Below are 15,454 nucleotides of genomic sequence, written 5' to 3' on the forward strand. Positions count from 1 at the left end.
TTACGGCGCCTGCCCCTACGCCCGGGTAACCCGTCAACGGTCGCCTTCGTCACTCTCCGCCTGCGAGAGGACCTGGCGGTCCTCCATGTCCTTCACCATGTCCTGCAGCTCCGACCTGATCCAGTCCCGTGTGGCGACCTCGCCGAGGCCCATCCGGAGTGCGGCGATCTCGCGGGTGAGGTACTCGGTGTCGGCGATGGAGCGCTCGTTCTGTGTGCGGTCCTGCTCGTGGGTGACCCGGTCGCGGTCGTCCTGCCGGTTCTGCGCCAGAAGGATCAGCGGGGCCGCGTACGAGGCCTGGAGCGAGAGCATCAGGGTCAGGAAGATGAACGGGTACTCGTCGAACCGCAGGGCCTTCGGCGCGAAGATGTTCCACACCACCCAGAGGATGATGATCAGCGTCATCCAGACGATGAACCGCCCGGTGCCCAGGAAGCGGGCGATCCGCTCCGAGAACCGGCCGAACGCCTCGGGGTCGTACTCCGGCAGCAGCCGGGGCCGCGGGGCCTTCGGCTGGTCGAGCCGGGGCCGCGGCGGACGTACGAGGCCGGAGGCGCCCGTCGACCCCGCCCTCGGGCGCTCCTCACCGGCCACGGGCGATCCCCTCCTCGCCGTGGAAGTCGGTCTCGCGCCAGTCCTCCGGCAGCAGGTGGTCGAGCACGTCGTCGACGGTCACCGCGCCGAGGAGCGACCCGCTCGCGTCCACGACCGGCACGGAGACCAGGTTGTAGGCGGCCAGATAGCTGGTCACCGAGGACAGCGGGGTGTCCGGGGGGAGCGGTACGAGGTCGCTGTCGACGATCGAGCTGACGAGGGTGAAGGGCGGATCGCGCAGCAGCCGCTGGAAGTGCACCGTGCCGAGGTACTTGCCCGTCGGGGTCTCGTCCGGCGGACGGCAGACGTACACCTGCGCGGCCAGCGCGGGGGACAGGTCGGACTGCCTGACCCGGGCGAGGGCGTCCGCGACCGTGGCGTCCGGCCGCAGCACGATCGGCTCGGTCGTCATCAGACCGCCCGCCGTCCGCTCCTCGTACGCCATGAGGCGCCGCACGTCCGCCGCGTCGTCCGGGCGCATCAGGGCCAGCAGCCTCTCCTTGTCCTCCTCCGGCAGCTCGGAGAGCAGGTCGGCGGCGTCGTCCGGGTCCATGGCCTCCAGGACGTCGGCGGCCCGCTCCTCCTTGAGCTTGCCGAGGATCTCCACCTGGTCGTCCTCGGGCAGCTCCTCCAGGACGTCCGCGAGCCGGTCGTCGTCGAGAGCGGCGGCGACCTCGGCACGGCGCTTGGGCGAGAGATGGTGCAGGGCGTTGGCCACGTCGGTGGGCCGCAGCCGTTCGAACGTGGCGACCAGGCTCTCGGCGCCCTGCCCGTGCTCCTCCAGCGAGAAGCCGCTGACCGCCGACCACTCGACGGTCAGGGTCTCGCCCTTGCGCCGCAGCGCGCCGCCGCGCCCCTTGCGTACGAAGTACTTGTCGATCTCCCAGTCGCGGCGGGCCGGGAGCTGCTGGATCGAGACGTCGAGGATGGTCACCTCCTCGCCGGTCTCCACCAGCCGGACCCGCCGGTCGAGGAACTCGCCGAGGACCAGACGTTCGGTGGGACGCTGTTCGAAGCGCCGCATGTTGACCACGCCCGTGGTGATGACCTGACCGGACTCGACACCCGTCACGCGGGTCATCGGCAGGAAGATCCGCCGCCGGCTCGTCAACTCGACGACCATGCCGAGCAACCGCGGCGGGCGCCCGCCGACCCGCAGCATCGCCACCAGATCGCGGACCCGGCCGACCTGATCACCATTCGGGTCGAAGACGGGCACACCGGACAGGTGCGAGACGAAGATCCTGGGAGCGCCTGCCACCATCCCGTGCACCTCCTCCGACTGTGACGTGAATACACCGTTATGCCGGGATCAGGCTAGCCGGTACCGCTCCGGGACGCCCCGGCGGGCCGTCCGTACGGCTCTCTGCAAAGAGGCGTAGTCGGCACGGGTACGCTGCCGTCTGCCACCCCCGACACGCAGATGAGAGGCAGTGCGCCCGTGACCTCTTCCGCCCCGGCCGTCCGTGCCCGTCGCCGGACCGCCCTCGCCGTAGTGCTCTGTGCGGGGCTGACCGCAGCCCTCACGGCGTGCGCCGGAGAGGACCCGGACAAGGGAACCAACGGCGTCGGAAGACTCGGTGCGGCGGAGATCGACAAGAAGGCCAGAGCGGCGGCGGACGCCGCGGACTCGGTCCGGCTCGCGGGCACCCTGGTCAGCAAGGGCGGCACGTACCGGCTCAACATGCAGCTCAACGCGGAGGGCGGCATGGGTTCCGTCACCTCGAAGAAGAGCACCTTCGCGCTGCTGCGCATCGGCGACGCGCTCTTCCTCAAGGCCGACGCCGGCTTCTGGAACCCCGACGCGACGAGCGGCAAGGGCGAGGCCGGCGATCAGGCGGCCGCCGACAAGCTCCAGGGCAAGTACGTGAAGGTCCCCGAGGGCGACCCCACGTACAAGCAGCTGCGTGGATTCACGGACAAGAAGTTCTTGCTCGACGGCCTGCTCGCTCTGCACGGCGAGGTCAACAAGGGCGACCGGGACCAGGTCGCCGGGATCCCCACGGTGCAGATCATGGGCGGGAAGGGTGAGGGCGGCGCGCTCGACGTCTCGCTGAAGGGCACGCCGTACCCGGTACGGGTCGCGCGCGGCGGAGGCGGGGGCACGGTCACGCTCGCCGACTGGGGCAGGCCCGTCACCCTGAACCCGCCGTCCGAGGACGAGACGGTCGACTACGGAGGCCAGCTCCCCAAGTCCTCCGGCTGACCACCCGGGAGCCGGTGAAGCGGACCGTCAGCTCTTCCTGCGGCGCTTCAGCAGCAGCCGGGGGAGCGCGGCGGGCACGGGGCGGCGGGTCGTCGCCCCGGTGGGCAGCGGCACCGCCGCGAGCGAGGAGTCGGGCAGCTCCGTCCGGGACTCGCCGGGCGCCAGCCGCAGCACGCGGCACTCGCGCGCCCAGCGCTCGGTCATCTGCTCGGCGTCCGGCGCGTTCAGCCGCTTGCCCTTGAGCTCGGCGACCGCGGCCGCCCACTCCTCGGAGCGTGGCGCCGGTTCGGTCACCGCGGCGGTCCAGACGACGAGCCGGCCGCCCTTGTCCTTGCTGCGCACGGTGACCTCGGCGGCCGCCCCGTCGGTGAGCCCCGCCGGCAGCGGCTGCTCCCCCGGGCCGTCCCCGACGAGGTAGGCGGCGCCCTCGTGCCAGACGTGCCACAGCGCCCGGGCGTGGCCGGTGCCCCGGACCCAGATGAGGCCGGACTTCTTGGTGGCCTCCTCGACGAGGGCCCGGCCCAGCAGCACGTCAGCAGCAGCAGTCATGGCGCGCACTCTATTAGAGCCAGCCGTTGCGCTTGAGGGTGCGGTGGATGGAGAAGCAGACCACGCCGATGATGCCCATCACCATGGGGTAGCCGTACGTCCACTGGAGCTCCGGCATGTGATCGAAGTTCATGCCGTAGACCCCGCAGATCATCGTCGGTACGGCGATGATGGCCGCCCAGGACGTGATCTTGCGCATGTCCTCGTTCTGCGTGACGGTCGCCTGCGCGAGGTTGGCCTGAAGGATCGAGTTCAGCAGTTCGTCGAAGCCGATCACCTCTTCCTGCACCCGGGCCAGGTGGTCGGCCACATCGCGGAAGTACTTCTGGATGTCCGGGTCGATCAGCCGCATGGGCCGCTCGCTCAGCAGCTGCATCGGGCGCAGGAGCGGGGACACGGCCCGCTTGAACTCCAGCACCTCACGCTTGAGCTGGTAGATCCGGCCCGCGTCGGAACCGCGCGGACTTCCCTTCGCCGGGGTGGAGAAGACGCCGATCTCCACCTCGTCGATGTCGTCCTGCACCGCCTCCGCCACCGCGATGTACCCGTCCACGACGTGGTCGGCGATGGAGTGCAGCACGGCGGACGGGCCCTTGGACAGCAGCTCGGGATCGTCCTGGAGGCGGTGGCGCAGCGCGCGCAGCGAACCCTGGCCGCCGTGCCGGACGGTGATGACGAAGTCCCGGCCGGTGAAGCACATGACCTCGCCGGTCTCGACGACCTCGCTGGTCGCGGTCAACTCGGTGTGCTCCACGTAGTGGATGGTCTTGAAGACGGTGAACAGCGTGTCGTCGTACCGCTCCAGCTTGGGCCGCTGGTGGGCGTGGACCGCGTCCTCGACGGCCAGCGGGTGGAGTCCGAACTCCCGGGCGATACCGGCGAATTCCTCCTCCGTCGGCTCGTGCAGGCCGATCCACGCGAAGCCGCCGTCCTCCCGCACCCGGAGCATCGCCTCGTGCGGGGTCTGGCAGCCGGCCGCCTCCTGGCGCCGTCCGTCGCGGTAGACCGCACAGTCGACGACCGCGCTGGAGGCGGACGGGTCGCGGGTCGTGTCGTAGCTGTTGTAGGGGGCGTTGCTCTTGCGCAGGGACGGGCGCACGGCGGCGCGCAGGTCACGGATCATCGACATGGCTGGCTCCTTCACGGAGGGCCGTCGGCGGGCACGTGGAACAGCCCGGAATGGGGACGTGTCACTACGTCCGCAAAGCGGGCGGCACCGCGGCAGCGCGATGACGGCGTTCGCTACAGACAGGCAAAAACGAGGGGCTCTTCCGTCGCGCGAACTGCCGTGGGCCTTGACCGTGAAGGCTTCAGGCGACAGAGGGAAGGCGTCGGGCGGAAGAGCGGCTGGTACTGCACGGTCGACTTGGATCCATGGCAGTCCCCACCTCCTCCGGCCGGTCCCCCGTGAGGGACGACGTGTGCCGGGACTGAGAGAGCAACGCTTCTGCGTGCTGTCCCGGCTGGCGGCCAGGCTACCAGCCGACTCGGGGTCAATCCCTTTCTTTGCCCGTTCCTGACGCGTCCTATGCTCGCGTCATGGAAGAAATTCTCGCGTTGGTCGAGGCCCGGCTCCGTACGGCCCTGGGCGAACCGGACGCACGCGCCGACGTGACCTTCCTCGGTACGGACCGTATCGAGGTGCTCCGCTTCATCGACGGTGACGTGGTGCGCTACGCCACGCTCGGCATGTCCGGTCAGCCGATGGCCGACCCCACCTCACCCCTCGCCGACCCGGTGAAGGGGCCGCGCGCCGAGCTGATCCTGTCGGTGCGGGTGGGGGTCGCCGACACCGACCAGGTGCTGCGCCCGCTGGCCGTGCTGGCCGCGTCCCCGCAGGTCGAGGGGCTGATCGTGGCGCCCGGGGCCTCCCTCGACGTGGGGCAGCCGCTGTGGCCGGGGGCGCCCTTCAGCTCCGTCCTGGTCGCCGAGCCCGGCGGACTCGTCGAGGACCTGGAGCTGGACGCCCCGATGGACCCCGTGCACTTCCTGCCGCTCCTGCCGATGACGCACAACGAGGCCGCCTGGAAGCGGGTCAGGGGTGCGCAGGAGCTTCAGGAACGGTGGCTGTCGCACGGCACGGACCTGCGCGATCCGCTGCGTACGTCCGTGACGCTCGACTGAGACGAACGGCACAGGCCCTGCCCGCGGCCAGGAGGGGGAGCCGCGGACAGGGGGGCAACGGGGTGACTGCGACGGTCAGTTGGCGAAGACCGTCACGCCGTCCTCGGTGGCGTGCCTCGGCTCCAGCTCCCGCGCCTCCTGGGTCAGGGCCGTACGCCGGACCCATACGACGACGGCGCCGGCCAGCGCGGCGGCCGCGGCGACGACGAACGGGATGTGGATGTCGCTCCACTCCTCGATCTTCGGGGCGAGGTAGGGAGCGGCCGCCGCGGCGAACCAGCGGACGAAGTTGTACCCGGCGCTCGCCACCGGGCGCGGCGCGTCCGACACGCCGAGGGCCAGCTCGGTGTACACGGTGTTGTTCATGCCGATGAAGGCGCCGGAGACGATCGTGCAGACGATGGCGGTGGTGTGACCGCCGTACCCGAGGACCACCAGGTCGGCGGCGAGCAGCACCAGTGATCCGCCGACGACCTTCAGCGAGCCGAAGCGCTTCTGCAGACGCGGGGCGACGAGCACCGAGAACACCGCGAGCAGTAGCCCCCAGGCGAAGAAGACCGCGCCCGACTTGTACGGGGTCATGTTCAGCACGAACGGTGTGAACGCCAGGATCGTGAAGAACGCGTAGTTGTAGAAGAACGCGGAGGCGGCGACGGAGGCGAGGCCGCCGTGGCCGAGCGCCCTGACCGGGTCCAGCAGTGAGGTCTTACGGGCGGGCCTGGGCTGTTCCTTGAGGAAGGCCGTGATGCAGACGAAGCCGATGGCCATCAGCGCGGCCGTGCCGAAGAACGGGTAGCGCCAGCTCGCGTCGCCCAGGAGGGCGCCGAGCAGCGGGCCGCACGCCATGCCGAGGCCGAGCGCGGACTCGTACAGCAGGATCGCGGCGGCGCTGCCTCCGGCCGCCGCGCCGACGATCACGGCCAGCGCGGTCGAGACGAACAGGGCGTTGCCCAGACCCCAGCCGGCCCGGAAGCCGACCAGTTCGGCGACGGAGGACGACGTGCCGGAGAGCGCGGCGAAGACGACGACGAGCGCGAGGCCGGCCAGGAGTGTCCTGCGGCCGCCGATGCGGCTGGAGACGAATCCGGTGACGAGCATCGCGACGGCGGTGATCAGGAAGTACGAGGTGAAGAGCAGGGACACCTGACTGGGTGTCGCCTCCAGGCCCTTGGCGATGGACGGCAGAATCGGGTCCACCAGGCCGATTCCCATGAACGCGACGACGGACGCGCCCGCCGTGGCCCAGACGGCCTTCGGCTGCCGCAGGATGCTTGTCGCCCCTTCGTCGAAGGGGTCCTCTCCCCGCATGGCTCTCTCGCTCTCCACTAGGTCGATGTCTTATACAGAGAATAAGTTAGGCAATCTAATAAATGCAAGCTACATCTATTTCCCCTGGTTGGAGCCACGCTGCGGACGGGTGATCGTCCTTGACGCGGCGACCGGCGGGGAGGACCGTTGGAGGCTATGAGGGGCGAACCCAGTTGCCCGAAGTGCGGTGGCCGGGTCAGGGCGCCCGGTCTCTTCGCCGATTCCTGGCAGTGCCCCGCGCACGGCCAGGTGCACCCGATGCAGCCGGTGATCCCGCCGAGCGTCGAGTCGCTCGGCGTCGTGGTGCACCGCGCCCAGGTGCCGGTGTGGATGCCCTGGCCGCTGCCGGTCGGCTGGCTGTTCACGGGCGTGGCCTCCGCGGGGGACGACCGCAGTGGCGGCCGCGCCACCGCCGTCGCCTGTTCGGGACCCGGCCCGCTCGGCGGCTTCGGTGAACTCCTGCTCGTCGCCGAGGAGCTCGGTGTCGGAATGGGCGCGCGGTACGCGGGCCTGGACGGCCCCGACCCCGGCCCGCAGCTGTGCGTCAACGGGGCGCCCGAGGTCAAGGTGCTCGCCGCCGGGCGCCCGACACCGCTCTGGCACGTCAAGGGGGCCCCGGACGACCGGGCCGTCTTCGCGGGCGAGGCGCGCGGGCTGTGGCTCTGGGCGATCATCTGGCCGGAACAGTCCGGGCTCCTGATGTACGACGAGCTGGTGCTGACGGATCTGCGCGACGCCGGGTCGGAAGTGGATCTCGTGCCGTGCGGCGCGCTCACGCCGCGGCTGCTCACTCCTCCCTGACGGGCCCCCACGGCCGACCGGGGGCAGTGCGCGCGCCGGTTATCCTTGAGCGTCCCCCTGTCCGGCCGCGAGCACTGGAGTACGCGTCGTGCGCATCGACCTGCACACCCACTCCACCGCGTCGGACGGCACGGACACCCCCGCCGAGCTGGTGGCCAACGCCGCCGCCGCGGGTCTCGACGTCGTCGCGCTCACCGACCACGACACCGTCGCGGGCCACGCCGAAGCGGTCGCGGCCCTGCCCGACGGTCTCACCCTCGTCACCGGTGCCGAGCTCTCCTGCCGCATCGACGGGGTGAGCCTGCACATGCTGGCGTACCTCTTCGATCCCCACGAGCCCGAACTGGCCCGCGAGCGCGAGCTGGTGCGGGACGACCGGGTGCCGCGCGCGCAGGCCATGGTGCGCAGGCTCCAGGAGCTGGGTGTCCCGGTCACCTGGGAGCAGGTCGCGGCGATCGCGGGGGACGGCTCGGTCGGCCGCCCGCACATCGCCACCGCGCTCGTCGACCTCGGCGTCGTCGAGACCGTCTCCGACGCCTTCACGCCCGAATGGCTCGCGAACGGCGGACGCGCGTACGCCGAGAAGCACGAACTCGACCCCTTCGACGCGATCCGGCTGGTCAAGGCCGCGGGCGGCGTCACCGTCTTCGCCCATCCGCTCGCCGTGAAGCGCGGCGAGGTGGTGCCCGAGGAGTCGATCGCGCTGCTGGCGGCGGCCGGCCTCGACGGCATCGAGGTCGACCACATGGACCACGACGCGCCCACGCGGGCCCGGCTGCGCGGACTCGCCGGCGACCTGGGGCTGCTGGCCACCGGGTCCAGCGACTACCACGGCAGCCGCAAGACCGTGCAGCTCGGTGAGTACACCACCGACCCCGAGATCTACGGCGAGATCACCCGGCGCGCCGCGGGAGCCTTCCCGGTGCCGGGCGCCGGTGGACCGCGCCGCGCCTGAGGCCGCCGCACACGGCGCCCGCGCCGTACCTCACACCTTTCCGTCACACCTTCGCGCGCCCGGCCGCCACGGCCGCGTACGGCTGCCGTCACCCCTGCCGCCGGCCCGCGCACCTCCTGTTCGACCCGCTCCCCACTCGCAAGGCTCACTGTGTTCGACGTCGCTGTCTTCGGATCCCTTTTTCTCACGCTTTTTGTGATTATGGACCCGCCCGGAATCACCCCCATCTTCCTGGCCCTCACCGCCGGCCGGCCCGCCAAGGTCCAGCGCCGCATGGCGTTCCAGGCCGTCGCGGTCGCCTTCGGCGTGATCGCCGTCTTCGGTCTGCTCGGTCAGCAGATCCTCGACTATCTCCACGTCTCCGTCCCCGCGCTGATGATCGCGGGCGGGCTGCTCCTGCTGCTCATCGCGCTCGACCTGCTCACCGGCAAGACGGACGAGCCCACGCAGACCAAGGACGTCAACGTGGCGCTCGTACCGCTGGGCATGCCGCTGCTCGCGGGCCCCGGTGCGATCGTCTCGGTGATCCTGGCGGTGCAGAACGCCGACGGCGCGGCCGGTCAGATCTCGGTCTGGACCGCGATCCTCGTCATGCACGTCGTGCTCTGGCTGGCGATGCGCTATTCGCTGCTGATCATCCGTGTCATCAAGGACGGCGGCGTGGTGCTGGTGACCAGGCTCGCCGGGATGATGCTCTCGGCCATCGCCGTCCAGCAGATCATCAACGGCGTCACGCAGGTCATCCAGAACGCCTGACCCCGGACACCACAGCGCCCCCGTACGGTTCCTCCGTACGGGGGCGCTTCGTCTTTAGCGGCGCAATGCTGTCTCAGGCGTTACGAGGCCGAGTTTTCGGCCGGCCGGATATAGATGCGCTGGCCTATGGCTGCGGCCTGCTGCACCATCCGGTTGACGGAGGCGGCGTCCACGACGGTGCTGTCCACGGCGGTACCGTCGACATCGTCCAGTCGCATGATCTCGAAGCGCATATGGCTTCCCTTCGTCTGATCCTCCTGCTGGAGAACTGCTGGGAGGACGGGGTGACCCGTCCGCAAGGATGAGGAGCGCAAGGCATCGCTGTCCCGCGCTCCACAGGGTGTACAACGGCATGCCCTCTGCAAACATTCCCTACGCTAAGGAAATTTTTTGGATGTCTAACTACCAGGTAGCAGCTGCGCGGACGCAGCCGACGAGGCCCGCATGAGCGAAGCGGACGCGGGGACGGAGAGCCAGGCCGACATCCGCGAGTACCTGGACCGCACCAACGAGCTGCTCACGCGGGTGCTCGCCGAGGTCTCGAAGACCCCCTCCACCCACGCGATCTTCGTGGACGCGGGCTATGTGTACGCCGCGGCCGGCCTGCTCGTCACCGGCACCGAGGACCGCCGCAACTTCGACCTCGACGCGGAAGGAATGATCGAGGCGTTCATCGACAAGGCGCGGACGATCTTCGCGGACAGCAGGCTGCTGCGCGTCTACTGGTACGACGGGGCCAGGCGCCGTATCCACACCGTCGAGCAGCAGTCCATCGCCGAACTCCCGGACGTCAAGGTCAGGCTGGGCAACCTCAACGCCAACAACCAGCAGAAGGGCGTCGATTCACTCATCCGCACCGACCTCGAATCGCTCGCCAGGCACCGTGCCATCAGTGACGCGGCGCTCGTCGGAGGGGACGAGGACCTGGTGTCCGCGGTCGAGGCGGCGCAGGGGTACGGGGCGCGCGTCCACCTCTGGGGCATCGAGGCGGGGGAGGGGCGCAACCAGGCGGAGCCGCTGCTCTGGGAGGTCGACAGCACACGCACCTTCGACCTCGACTTCTGCCGCCCCTACGTCACCCGGCGCTCCGTCACCACGTACGAGGACGACACCCCGGCCCCCTCCCGCGAGAACGTCCGCTTCGTGGGCGCGCAGATCGCCGCTACCTGGCTCTCCGCCCGTGGCCGTGAGTCCCTGGCCGACCTGCTGCCCGGTCATCCCTACCTGCCGGGCTCCGTCGACCAGGACCTGCTGGTGGAGGCCGAGCGGCTGCTCCAGCACTCCCTGCGCGGCCACGCCCCTCTGCGGCGCGCGCTGCGCGACGGCTTCTGGCAGCACCTTCAGTCGCAGTACTGAGCCGCGCGGCCGCCTGACGTTCCCGGTGACGGGGGCGTCAGGCGGCCGCCGCGCGCCGCGGGTGCGGGGTCAGTGGCTGTCCCAGAACGAGACCAGCGCCGCCGCCGTCTCCAGCGGCCGTGCCGTGTTGGGGGAGTGCTCGGCGCCCTCGATCGTGGTGCGACGGGCGCCCAGCCGCCGGGCCATGTCGTCGATCCGCTCCACCGGCCAGACGTCGTCGCTCTCGCCGGAGACCACGTGGACGGGCAGTGCCAGGGCGGCGAGCTCCGCCACCCGGTCCGGCTCGGCCGAGAGCTGCGCACCGGTCGCCACGAGCTGCGCCGGGCTGTGGCGCAGCCAGCGACGGCGCAGGTCCTCGCCGTCGCCGGTGTCGGCGTCCTGCGGCGGGTCGAGGGCCCGCATGGCCTCCCACACCTCGGCCATGCTCAGCGTGCGCAGCGCGTCGCCGAGCATCTTGATCCTGTCCCGCTGACCGGGGGCCACCTCGGCGGGCCCGGACGACATGAGGGTCAGCGAGCGGAAGGGGGAGGCGTCCAGCAGCACGGCGGCACGGGCGACCTGGCCGCCCAGTGAGTGGCCCAGCAGGTGGACGCGGTGCCCGGCGGCGCCGAGCGCCTCGGCCTGCGCCAGCACATCGAGGGCCAACTCCGCCTGGGCATAAGCCTCCTGACGGTCCGTGCCCTGGGTCTCGTACTGCCCGCGGCCGTCCACGGAGACCACGCGGTAGCCGGCGTCGGCGAGCGGTTCGAGCAGGGCGATGAAGTCCTCCTTGCTGCCGGTGTACCCGGGCAGCAGGAGCGCGGTGGAGTGCGCCTCGGTACGCGGTACGGCGTCCAGCACGGCGAAGTCCCCGCGCGCGGTACGCAGCGCGTGGGCACGGGCGCAGGGGGGCGGAGTGAAGGTGGGTGGCCGGCTCATGGAACGAGGCTATCGCCGGCCGGGGGCACGGCCGGAGGCGTACGCACGAGGGGCCGGGTACTCCGCGTGGTGCGGAGTGCCCGGCCCCTCGTGTCGTGCGCTGGGATCAGCTCTCGGTCGTGACCGCTTCGGCCTTGGCCGTCGTGCGGGCACGGCGGCGGCGCGGCTTCGCGGGGGCCTCGGAGTCGCCCTCGGCCACTGCGGGCGCGGGCGCCTCGGTGGCCTCCGCCTTCACGGCCGCGGTACGCGGACGGCGGCGGCGGGGCTTCGTCTCGCCCTCGGCGGCCGCGGCCTCCGTCACCGCTTCCGTCTTCGGCTTGGCGGCGGGGCGGGTCCGGCGGCGCGTCTCCGTCACCGGCTCGGACGGCGGGGCGATCTGGAAGTCCACCTCGTCGACCGCGGGCTTGATGACACGGGCGCGGCGGCGCGGCTTGGTGACCGGCTCGGCGACCGCGACGGCGACGGTCTGGAAGTCGACCTCGACCTCCGCCTTGGCCCTGCTCCGGGTGGCCTTCGCCCGGGGTGCCGGGGTCTGTGCCACGGGCTCGGCCACCGGCTCGGCGGTGGTCGCACGGGGGGCGCGGCGGCGGCGCGGCTTCTCCTCGGCCACGGGCTCCGCCACGTCCTCGACGGCGACCGGCGCCGGCTCGGCCACGGCGACCGCGGTCTCGGCGACGGCCTCGGGGGCGCCGACACGGGCACGGCGGCGACGGCGCGGCGTACGCGGCTCCGACTGGTCGGCGTCGGCCGGCTCGACGGCGGCGGGCTCGACGACGGCCTCGGCGGCCGGGGCGGGCACCGTCGCGGCGCCCTCGTCCAGGGTGCTGCCGCCGCGCGTGCGACGACGCTGGCGCGGCGTACGGGCCGGGCGCTCCTCACGGGCGGGCGCCGGGGCCGACGCGGCGGACTTGCGGCCGCGGCCGCCGGTCTCGCCGAGGTCCTCGACCTCTTCCGCCCGCAGACCCGCACGGGTCCGGTCGGCGCGCGGCAGGACACCCTTGGTGCCGACCGGGATGCTGAGCTCCTCGTAGAGGTGCGGCGACGTGGAGTACGTCTCGACCGGGTCCGGGAACTTCAGGTCGAGCGCCTTGTTGATCAGCTGCCAGCGCGGGATGTCGTCCCAGTCCACCAGAGTGATCGCGATGCCCTTGGCCCCCGCGCGGCCGGTACGGCCGATGCGGTGGAGGTAGGTCTTCTCGTCCTCGGGCGACTGGTAGTTGACGACGTGGGTCACGCCCTCGACGTCGATACCGCGGGCGGCGACGTCGGTGCAGACGAGCACGTCCACCTTGCCGTTGCGGAAGGCGCGCAGCGCCTGCTCACGGGCGCCCTGGCCGAGGTCGCCGTGGACCGCGCCGGAGGCGAAACCGCGCTTCTCCAGCTGCTCGGCGATGTCGGCGGCCGTGCGCTTCGTACGGCAGAAGACCATCGCGAGCCCGCGGCCGTCGGCCTGGAGGATGCGGGAGAGCAGCTCCGGCTTGTCCATGTTGTGCGCGCGGTAGACGTACTGCGCGGTGTTCTTGACGGTCGTGCCCTCGTCGTCGGGCGAGGTGGCGTTGATGTGCGTCGGCTGCGACATGTAGCGCCGCGCGAGGCTGATGACGGCGCCCGGCATCGTCGCCGAGAACAGCATCGTCTGGCGCTTCGGCGGCAGCATCGTGATGATGCGCTCGACGTCGGGCAGGAAGCCCAGGTCGAGCATCTCGTCGGCCTCGTCGAGGACGAGCACACGGATGTGCGAAAGGTCGAGCTTGCGCTGACCCGCCAGGTCGAGGAGACGCCCCGGGGTGCCGACGATCACATCGACGCCCTTCTTGAGGGCCTCGACCTGCGGCTCGTACGCACGGCCGCCGTAGATCGCGAGCACGCGCACGTTACGGACCTTGCCGGCGGTCAGCAGGTCGTTGGTGACCTGCTGGCACAGCTCGCGGGTCGGAACGACGATCAGGGCCTGCGGCGCGTCGGTCAGCTTGTCGGGCGCGGCGCGCCCGGCCTCGACGTCGGCGGGGACGGTGACGCGCTCCAGGAGCGGGAGGCCGAAGCCGAGCGTCTTGCCGGTGCCGGTCTTGGCCTGGCCGATGACGTCGGAGCCGGAGAGCGCTACGGGGAGCGTCATCTCCTGGATGGGGAAGGGGGACATGATGCCGACCGCCTCAAGGGCTTCGGCCGTCTCGGTAAGGATTCCGAGGTCGCGGAACGTAGTCAGGGTGCTGCCTCTTCTGTGAGACGCGGTCCGAGGCGAACGCTGGGGGTCGTACCGTGCCGGGGTTGGTCATCCGGCCGTGGATGGGCCGGGTGGCGCGGGACCACTGCCGTCGCTCGAGCGCTCGTGCCGCTGAGGGGGCCCCTCATCTGCGGTCGTACGTGTCGTACGCCTCGCGTGGAGGGCTGTCGGGTCGGAGCCGATCGGGCCACCGACCGGGCATCCTCATTCAAAAGCGCTCCGGGCACAGTCAAATGCTCAGTAAGCGCAATACCACTGTACCCCGGATTCGCGCATGTGTGTTGGGCGAATTCATCGGAACGGTGTGACGTTCCCTGCCCACCGGGCCCTTACACCTCTCCCGGGGGCGGCTATTGTGCGCTGCATGGAGACGCCTGACAACGCCACTGAAGCCCCCGCACTGACCGGGATCGCCGCCCAGGACTGGGCCACCGCGTCCGCCGCGCCGCAGTACCGCGCCGCTGTCGTCGATCTTCTCGGCGCACTCGCCTACGGGGAGCTGGCGGCCTTCGAGCGACTCGCCGAAGACGCCAAACTCGCTCCGACACTCGGTGACAAGGCGGAACTGGCGAAGATGGCCTCCGCCGAATTCCATCATTTCGAGCAGTTGACGGAGCGGCTCACCGCCATCGACGAGGAGCCCACGGCGGCCATGGAGCCGTTCGCCAAGGCGCTCGACGACTTCCACCGCCAGACCGCGCCGTCGGACTGGCTGGAGGGCCTGGTCAAGGCGTACGTGGGCGATTCGATCGCCAGTGACTTCTACCGGGAGGTCGCGGCCCGGCTCGACACGGACACCCGCTCCCTCGTCCTGGCCGTGCTCGACGACACGGGACACGGGAACTTCGCGGTCGAGAAGGTGCGCGCCGCCATCGAGGCCGACCCCAGGGTCGGCGGACGGCTGGCACTGTGGGCCCGCCGGCTGATGGGCGAGGCGCTCTCGCAGGCCCAGCGGGTGGTCGCCGACCGTGACGCGCTGTCGACGATGCTCGTGGGCGGGGTGGCCGACGGATTCGATCTGGCCGAGGTCGGCCGGATGTTCTCCAGGATCACCGAGGCGCACACCAAGCGGATGGCGGCCCTCGGCCTCGCCGCCTAGCCACCGCGCACCGGGGGCCCGGCCCTACTGGACCGCCGCCGAACGGGCCAGTCGGCGGCTGCGCGGGCGGAGCAGCAGGGACAGCGTCACCGTCCCGACGAACACCGCACCGGCCAGCGTCGCCAGCGGATGCCCCGCCCCCAGCGCCGAGTGCGTCAGATACGCGCCGAACAGGGCACCCAGTGCGCCGGTGGTGAAGACCGTACGGACGGACGGGAGCCGGTCCGGAAGCGAGCGGAGCGCCGCCCAGGAGAGGGCGAGTCCGAGCACGACGGAGCCGAAGGATTCCCAGATCACAGAGGATCACCTCGCGGGTTGCGGGGAGGGCAAATCGGTCGTAGGCCGTCTTACCCGGGGCCATCGGAACGCAACCCTCCCGGGGGCCGCGGAGACACCTCCGGGGGACGGGCGACGGCCCAACCGGTGACGCGCACCTCAGGGCACACGCAGGAGGGGGGGGGGGGGGGGGGGGCGGGGGGCTCTGTGTGTTTTTTGTGGTTCGGTTCTGGAGGGGCGAAACCCCCCCCCCCCGTGTGTGGGGTGGTCTTCTTCCCCCTATCTATG

The 15,454-nt window shown here is 71.2% G+C and carries 16 protein-coding genes; 7 read left to right on the top strand and 9 right to left on the bottom strand.

All coding sequences use genetic code 11. The annotated features are described in order from the left end of the window. Nucleotides 1–33: 33 nt before the first annotated feature. Both AC07FA_RS14090 and AC07FA_RS14095 read right to left on the bottom strand, forming a co-directional pair. Nucleotides 34–594 carry a DUF1003 domain-containing protein gene (locus AC07FA_RS14090; protein WP_479075521.1) on the bottom strand — a complete coding sequence of 187 codons (561 nt, stop codon included), beginning with the start codon at nt 592–594 and terminating at the stop codon, nt 34–36. Further along, on the bottom strand, nt 584–1,858 hold the full coding sequence (locus tag AC07FA_RS14095; protein ID WP_479075522.1) for a magnesium transporter MgtE N-terminal domain-containing protein: 1,275 nt from the start codon (nt 1,856–1,858) through the stop codon (nt 584–586). The genes AC07FA_RS14090 and AC07FA_RS14095 overlap by 11 nt, the downstream gene beginning before the upstream one ends. Before the next feature lie 177 nt (nt 1,859–2,035). Here AC07FA_RS14095 and AC07FA_RS14100 point away from each other — a divergent pair, with 177 nt between their 5' ends. Then, nucleotides 2,036–2,800 carry a hypothetical protein gene (locus tag AC07FA_RS14100; RefSeq protein ID WP_479075523.1) on the top strand — a complete coding sequence of 255 codons (765 nt, stop codon included), beginning with the start codon at nt 2,036–2,038 and terminating at the stop codon, nt 2,798–2,800. 27 nt (nt 2,801–2,827) lie between these two features. Here AC07FA_RS14100 and AC07FA_RS14105 read toward each other — a convergent pair whose 3' ends face one another. Both AC07FA_RS14105 and AC07FA_RS14110 read right to left on the bottom strand, forming a co-directional pair. After that, nucleotides 2,828–3,349 carry a hypothetical protein gene (locus AC07FA_RS14105; protein ID WP_479075524.1) on the bottom strand — a complete coding sequence of 174 codons (522 nt, stop codon included), beginning with the start codon at nt 3,347–3,349 and terminating at the stop codon, nt 2,828–2,830. A gap of 13 nt (nt 3,350–3,362) precedes the next feature. Next, the gene (locus tag AC07FA_RS14110) at nt 3,363–4,478 is read right to left on the bottom strand and encodes a magnesium and cobalt transport protein CorA (protein ID WP_479075525.1); all 1,116 of its coding nucleotides are present in this window, start codon (nt 4,476–4,478) and stop codon (nt 3,363–3,365) included. A 410-nt stretch (nt 4,479–4,888) separates the two neighbouring features. Here AC07FA_RS14110 and AC07FA_RS14115 point away from each other — a divergent pair, with 410 nt between their 5' ends. Next, complete coding sequence (locus AC07FA_RS14115) at nt 4,889–5,473, top strand: suppressor of fused domain protein (RefSeq protein ID WP_479075526.1); 585 nt, start codon at nt 4,889–4,891, stop codon at nt 5,471–5,473. A 75-nt stretch (nt 5,474–5,548) separates the two neighbouring features. Here AC07FA_RS14115 and AC07FA_RS14120 read toward each other — a convergent pair whose 3' ends face one another. Beyond that, nucleotides 5,549–6,781, bottom strand: coding sequence for an MFS transporter (locus tag AC07FA_RS14120; protein ID WP_479075528.1), 1,233 nt, complete (start codon nt 6,779–6,781; stop codon nt 5,549–5,551). A gap of 156 nt (nt 6,782–6,937) precedes the next feature. On the opposite strand from AC07FA_RS14120, the gene AC07FA_RS14125 reads away from it, so the two are divergent. The 3 genes from AC07FA_RS14125 to AC07FA_RS14135 all read left to right on the top strand — a co-directional run bounded on the left by AC07FA_RS14125 (nt 6,938) and on the right by AC07FA_RS14135 (nt 9,293). Continuing rightward, nucleotides 6,938–7,582 carry a DUF6758 family protein gene (locus tag AC07FA_RS14125; RefSeq protein WP_479075529.1) on the top strand — a complete coding sequence of 215 codons (645 nt, stop codon included), beginning with the start codon at nt 6,938–6,940 and terminating at the stop codon, nt 7,580–7,582. 88 nt (nt 7,583–7,670) lie between these two features. Next, a complete protein-coding gene (locus AC07FA_RS14130) occupies nt 7,671–8,537 on the top strand; it encodes a PHP domain-containing protein (RefSeq protein WP_479075531.1) in 867 nt (288 codons plus the stop codon). A 150-nt stretch (nt 8,538–8,687) separates the two neighbouring features. Continuing rightward, a complete protein-coding gene (locus tag AC07FA_RS14135; RefSeq protein WP_479075532.1) occupies nt 8,688–9,293 on the top strand; it encodes a MarC family protein in 606 nt (201 codons plus the stop codon). Nucleotides 9,294–9,373: 80 nt separating this feature from the next. Here the strand turns inward: AC07FA_RS14135 and AC07FA_RS14140 are convergent, their stop codons facing one another. Continuing rightward, nucleotides 9,374–9,526 (bottom strand): hypothetical protein, encoded by a 153-nt coding sequence (locus AC07FA_RS14140; RefSeq protein WP_479075534.1) that lies wholly within the window; start codon nt 9,524–9,526, stop codon nt 9,374–9,376. Between the two features lie 211 nt (nt 9,527–9,737). Here AC07FA_RS14140 and AC07FA_RS14145 point away from each other — a divergent pair, with 211 nt between their 5' ends. Beyond that, the gene (locus AC07FA_RS14145; RefSeq protein WP_479075536.1) at nt 9,738–10,649 is read left to right on the top strand and encodes an NYN domain-containing protein; all 912 of its coding nucleotides are present in this window, start codon (nt 9,738–9,740) and stop codon (nt 10,647–10,649) included. 69 nt (nt 10,650–10,718) lie between these two features. Here the strand turns inward: AC07FA_RS14145 and AC07FA_RS14150 are convergent, their stop codons facing one another. Both AC07FA_RS14150 and AC07FA_RS14155 read right to left on the bottom strand, forming a co-directional pair. Next, the gene (locus AC07FA_RS14150; protein ID WP_479075537.1) at nt 10,719–11,567 is read right to left on the bottom strand and encodes an alpha/beta fold hydrolase; all 849 of its coding nucleotides are present in this window, start codon (nt 11,565–11,567) and stop codon (nt 10,719–10,721) included. A 106-nt stretch (nt 11,568–11,673) separates the two neighbouring features. Continuing rightward, on the bottom strand, nt 11,674–13,707 hold the full coding sequence (locus tag AC07FA_RS14155) for a DEAD/DEAH box helicase (RefSeq protein ID WP_479075538.1): 2,034 nt from the start codon (nt 13,705–13,707) through the stop codon (nt 11,674–11,676). 448 nt (nt 13,708–14,155) lie between these two features. On the opposite strand from AC07FA_RS14155, the gene AC07FA_RS14160 reads away from it, so the two are divergent. Continuing rightward, complete coding sequence (locus tag AC07FA_RS14160; RefSeq protein ID WP_479075539.1) at nt 14,156–14,890, top strand: ferritin-like fold-containing protein; 735 nt, start codon at nt 14,156–14,158, stop codon at nt 14,888–14,890. A gap of 24 nt (nt 14,891–14,914) precedes the next feature. On the opposite strand, the gene AC07FA_RS14165 is transcribed toward AC07FA_RS14160, so the two are convergent. Further along, entirely contained in the window at nt 14,915–15,187 is a 273-nt protein-coding gene (locus tag AC07FA_RS14165; RefSeq protein WP_479075540.1) for a hypothetical protein, read from the bottom strand. Nucleotides 15,188–15,454: the final 267 nt, after the last annotated feature.

The organism is Streptomyces sp. NPDC045968 (assembly GCF_056430475.1).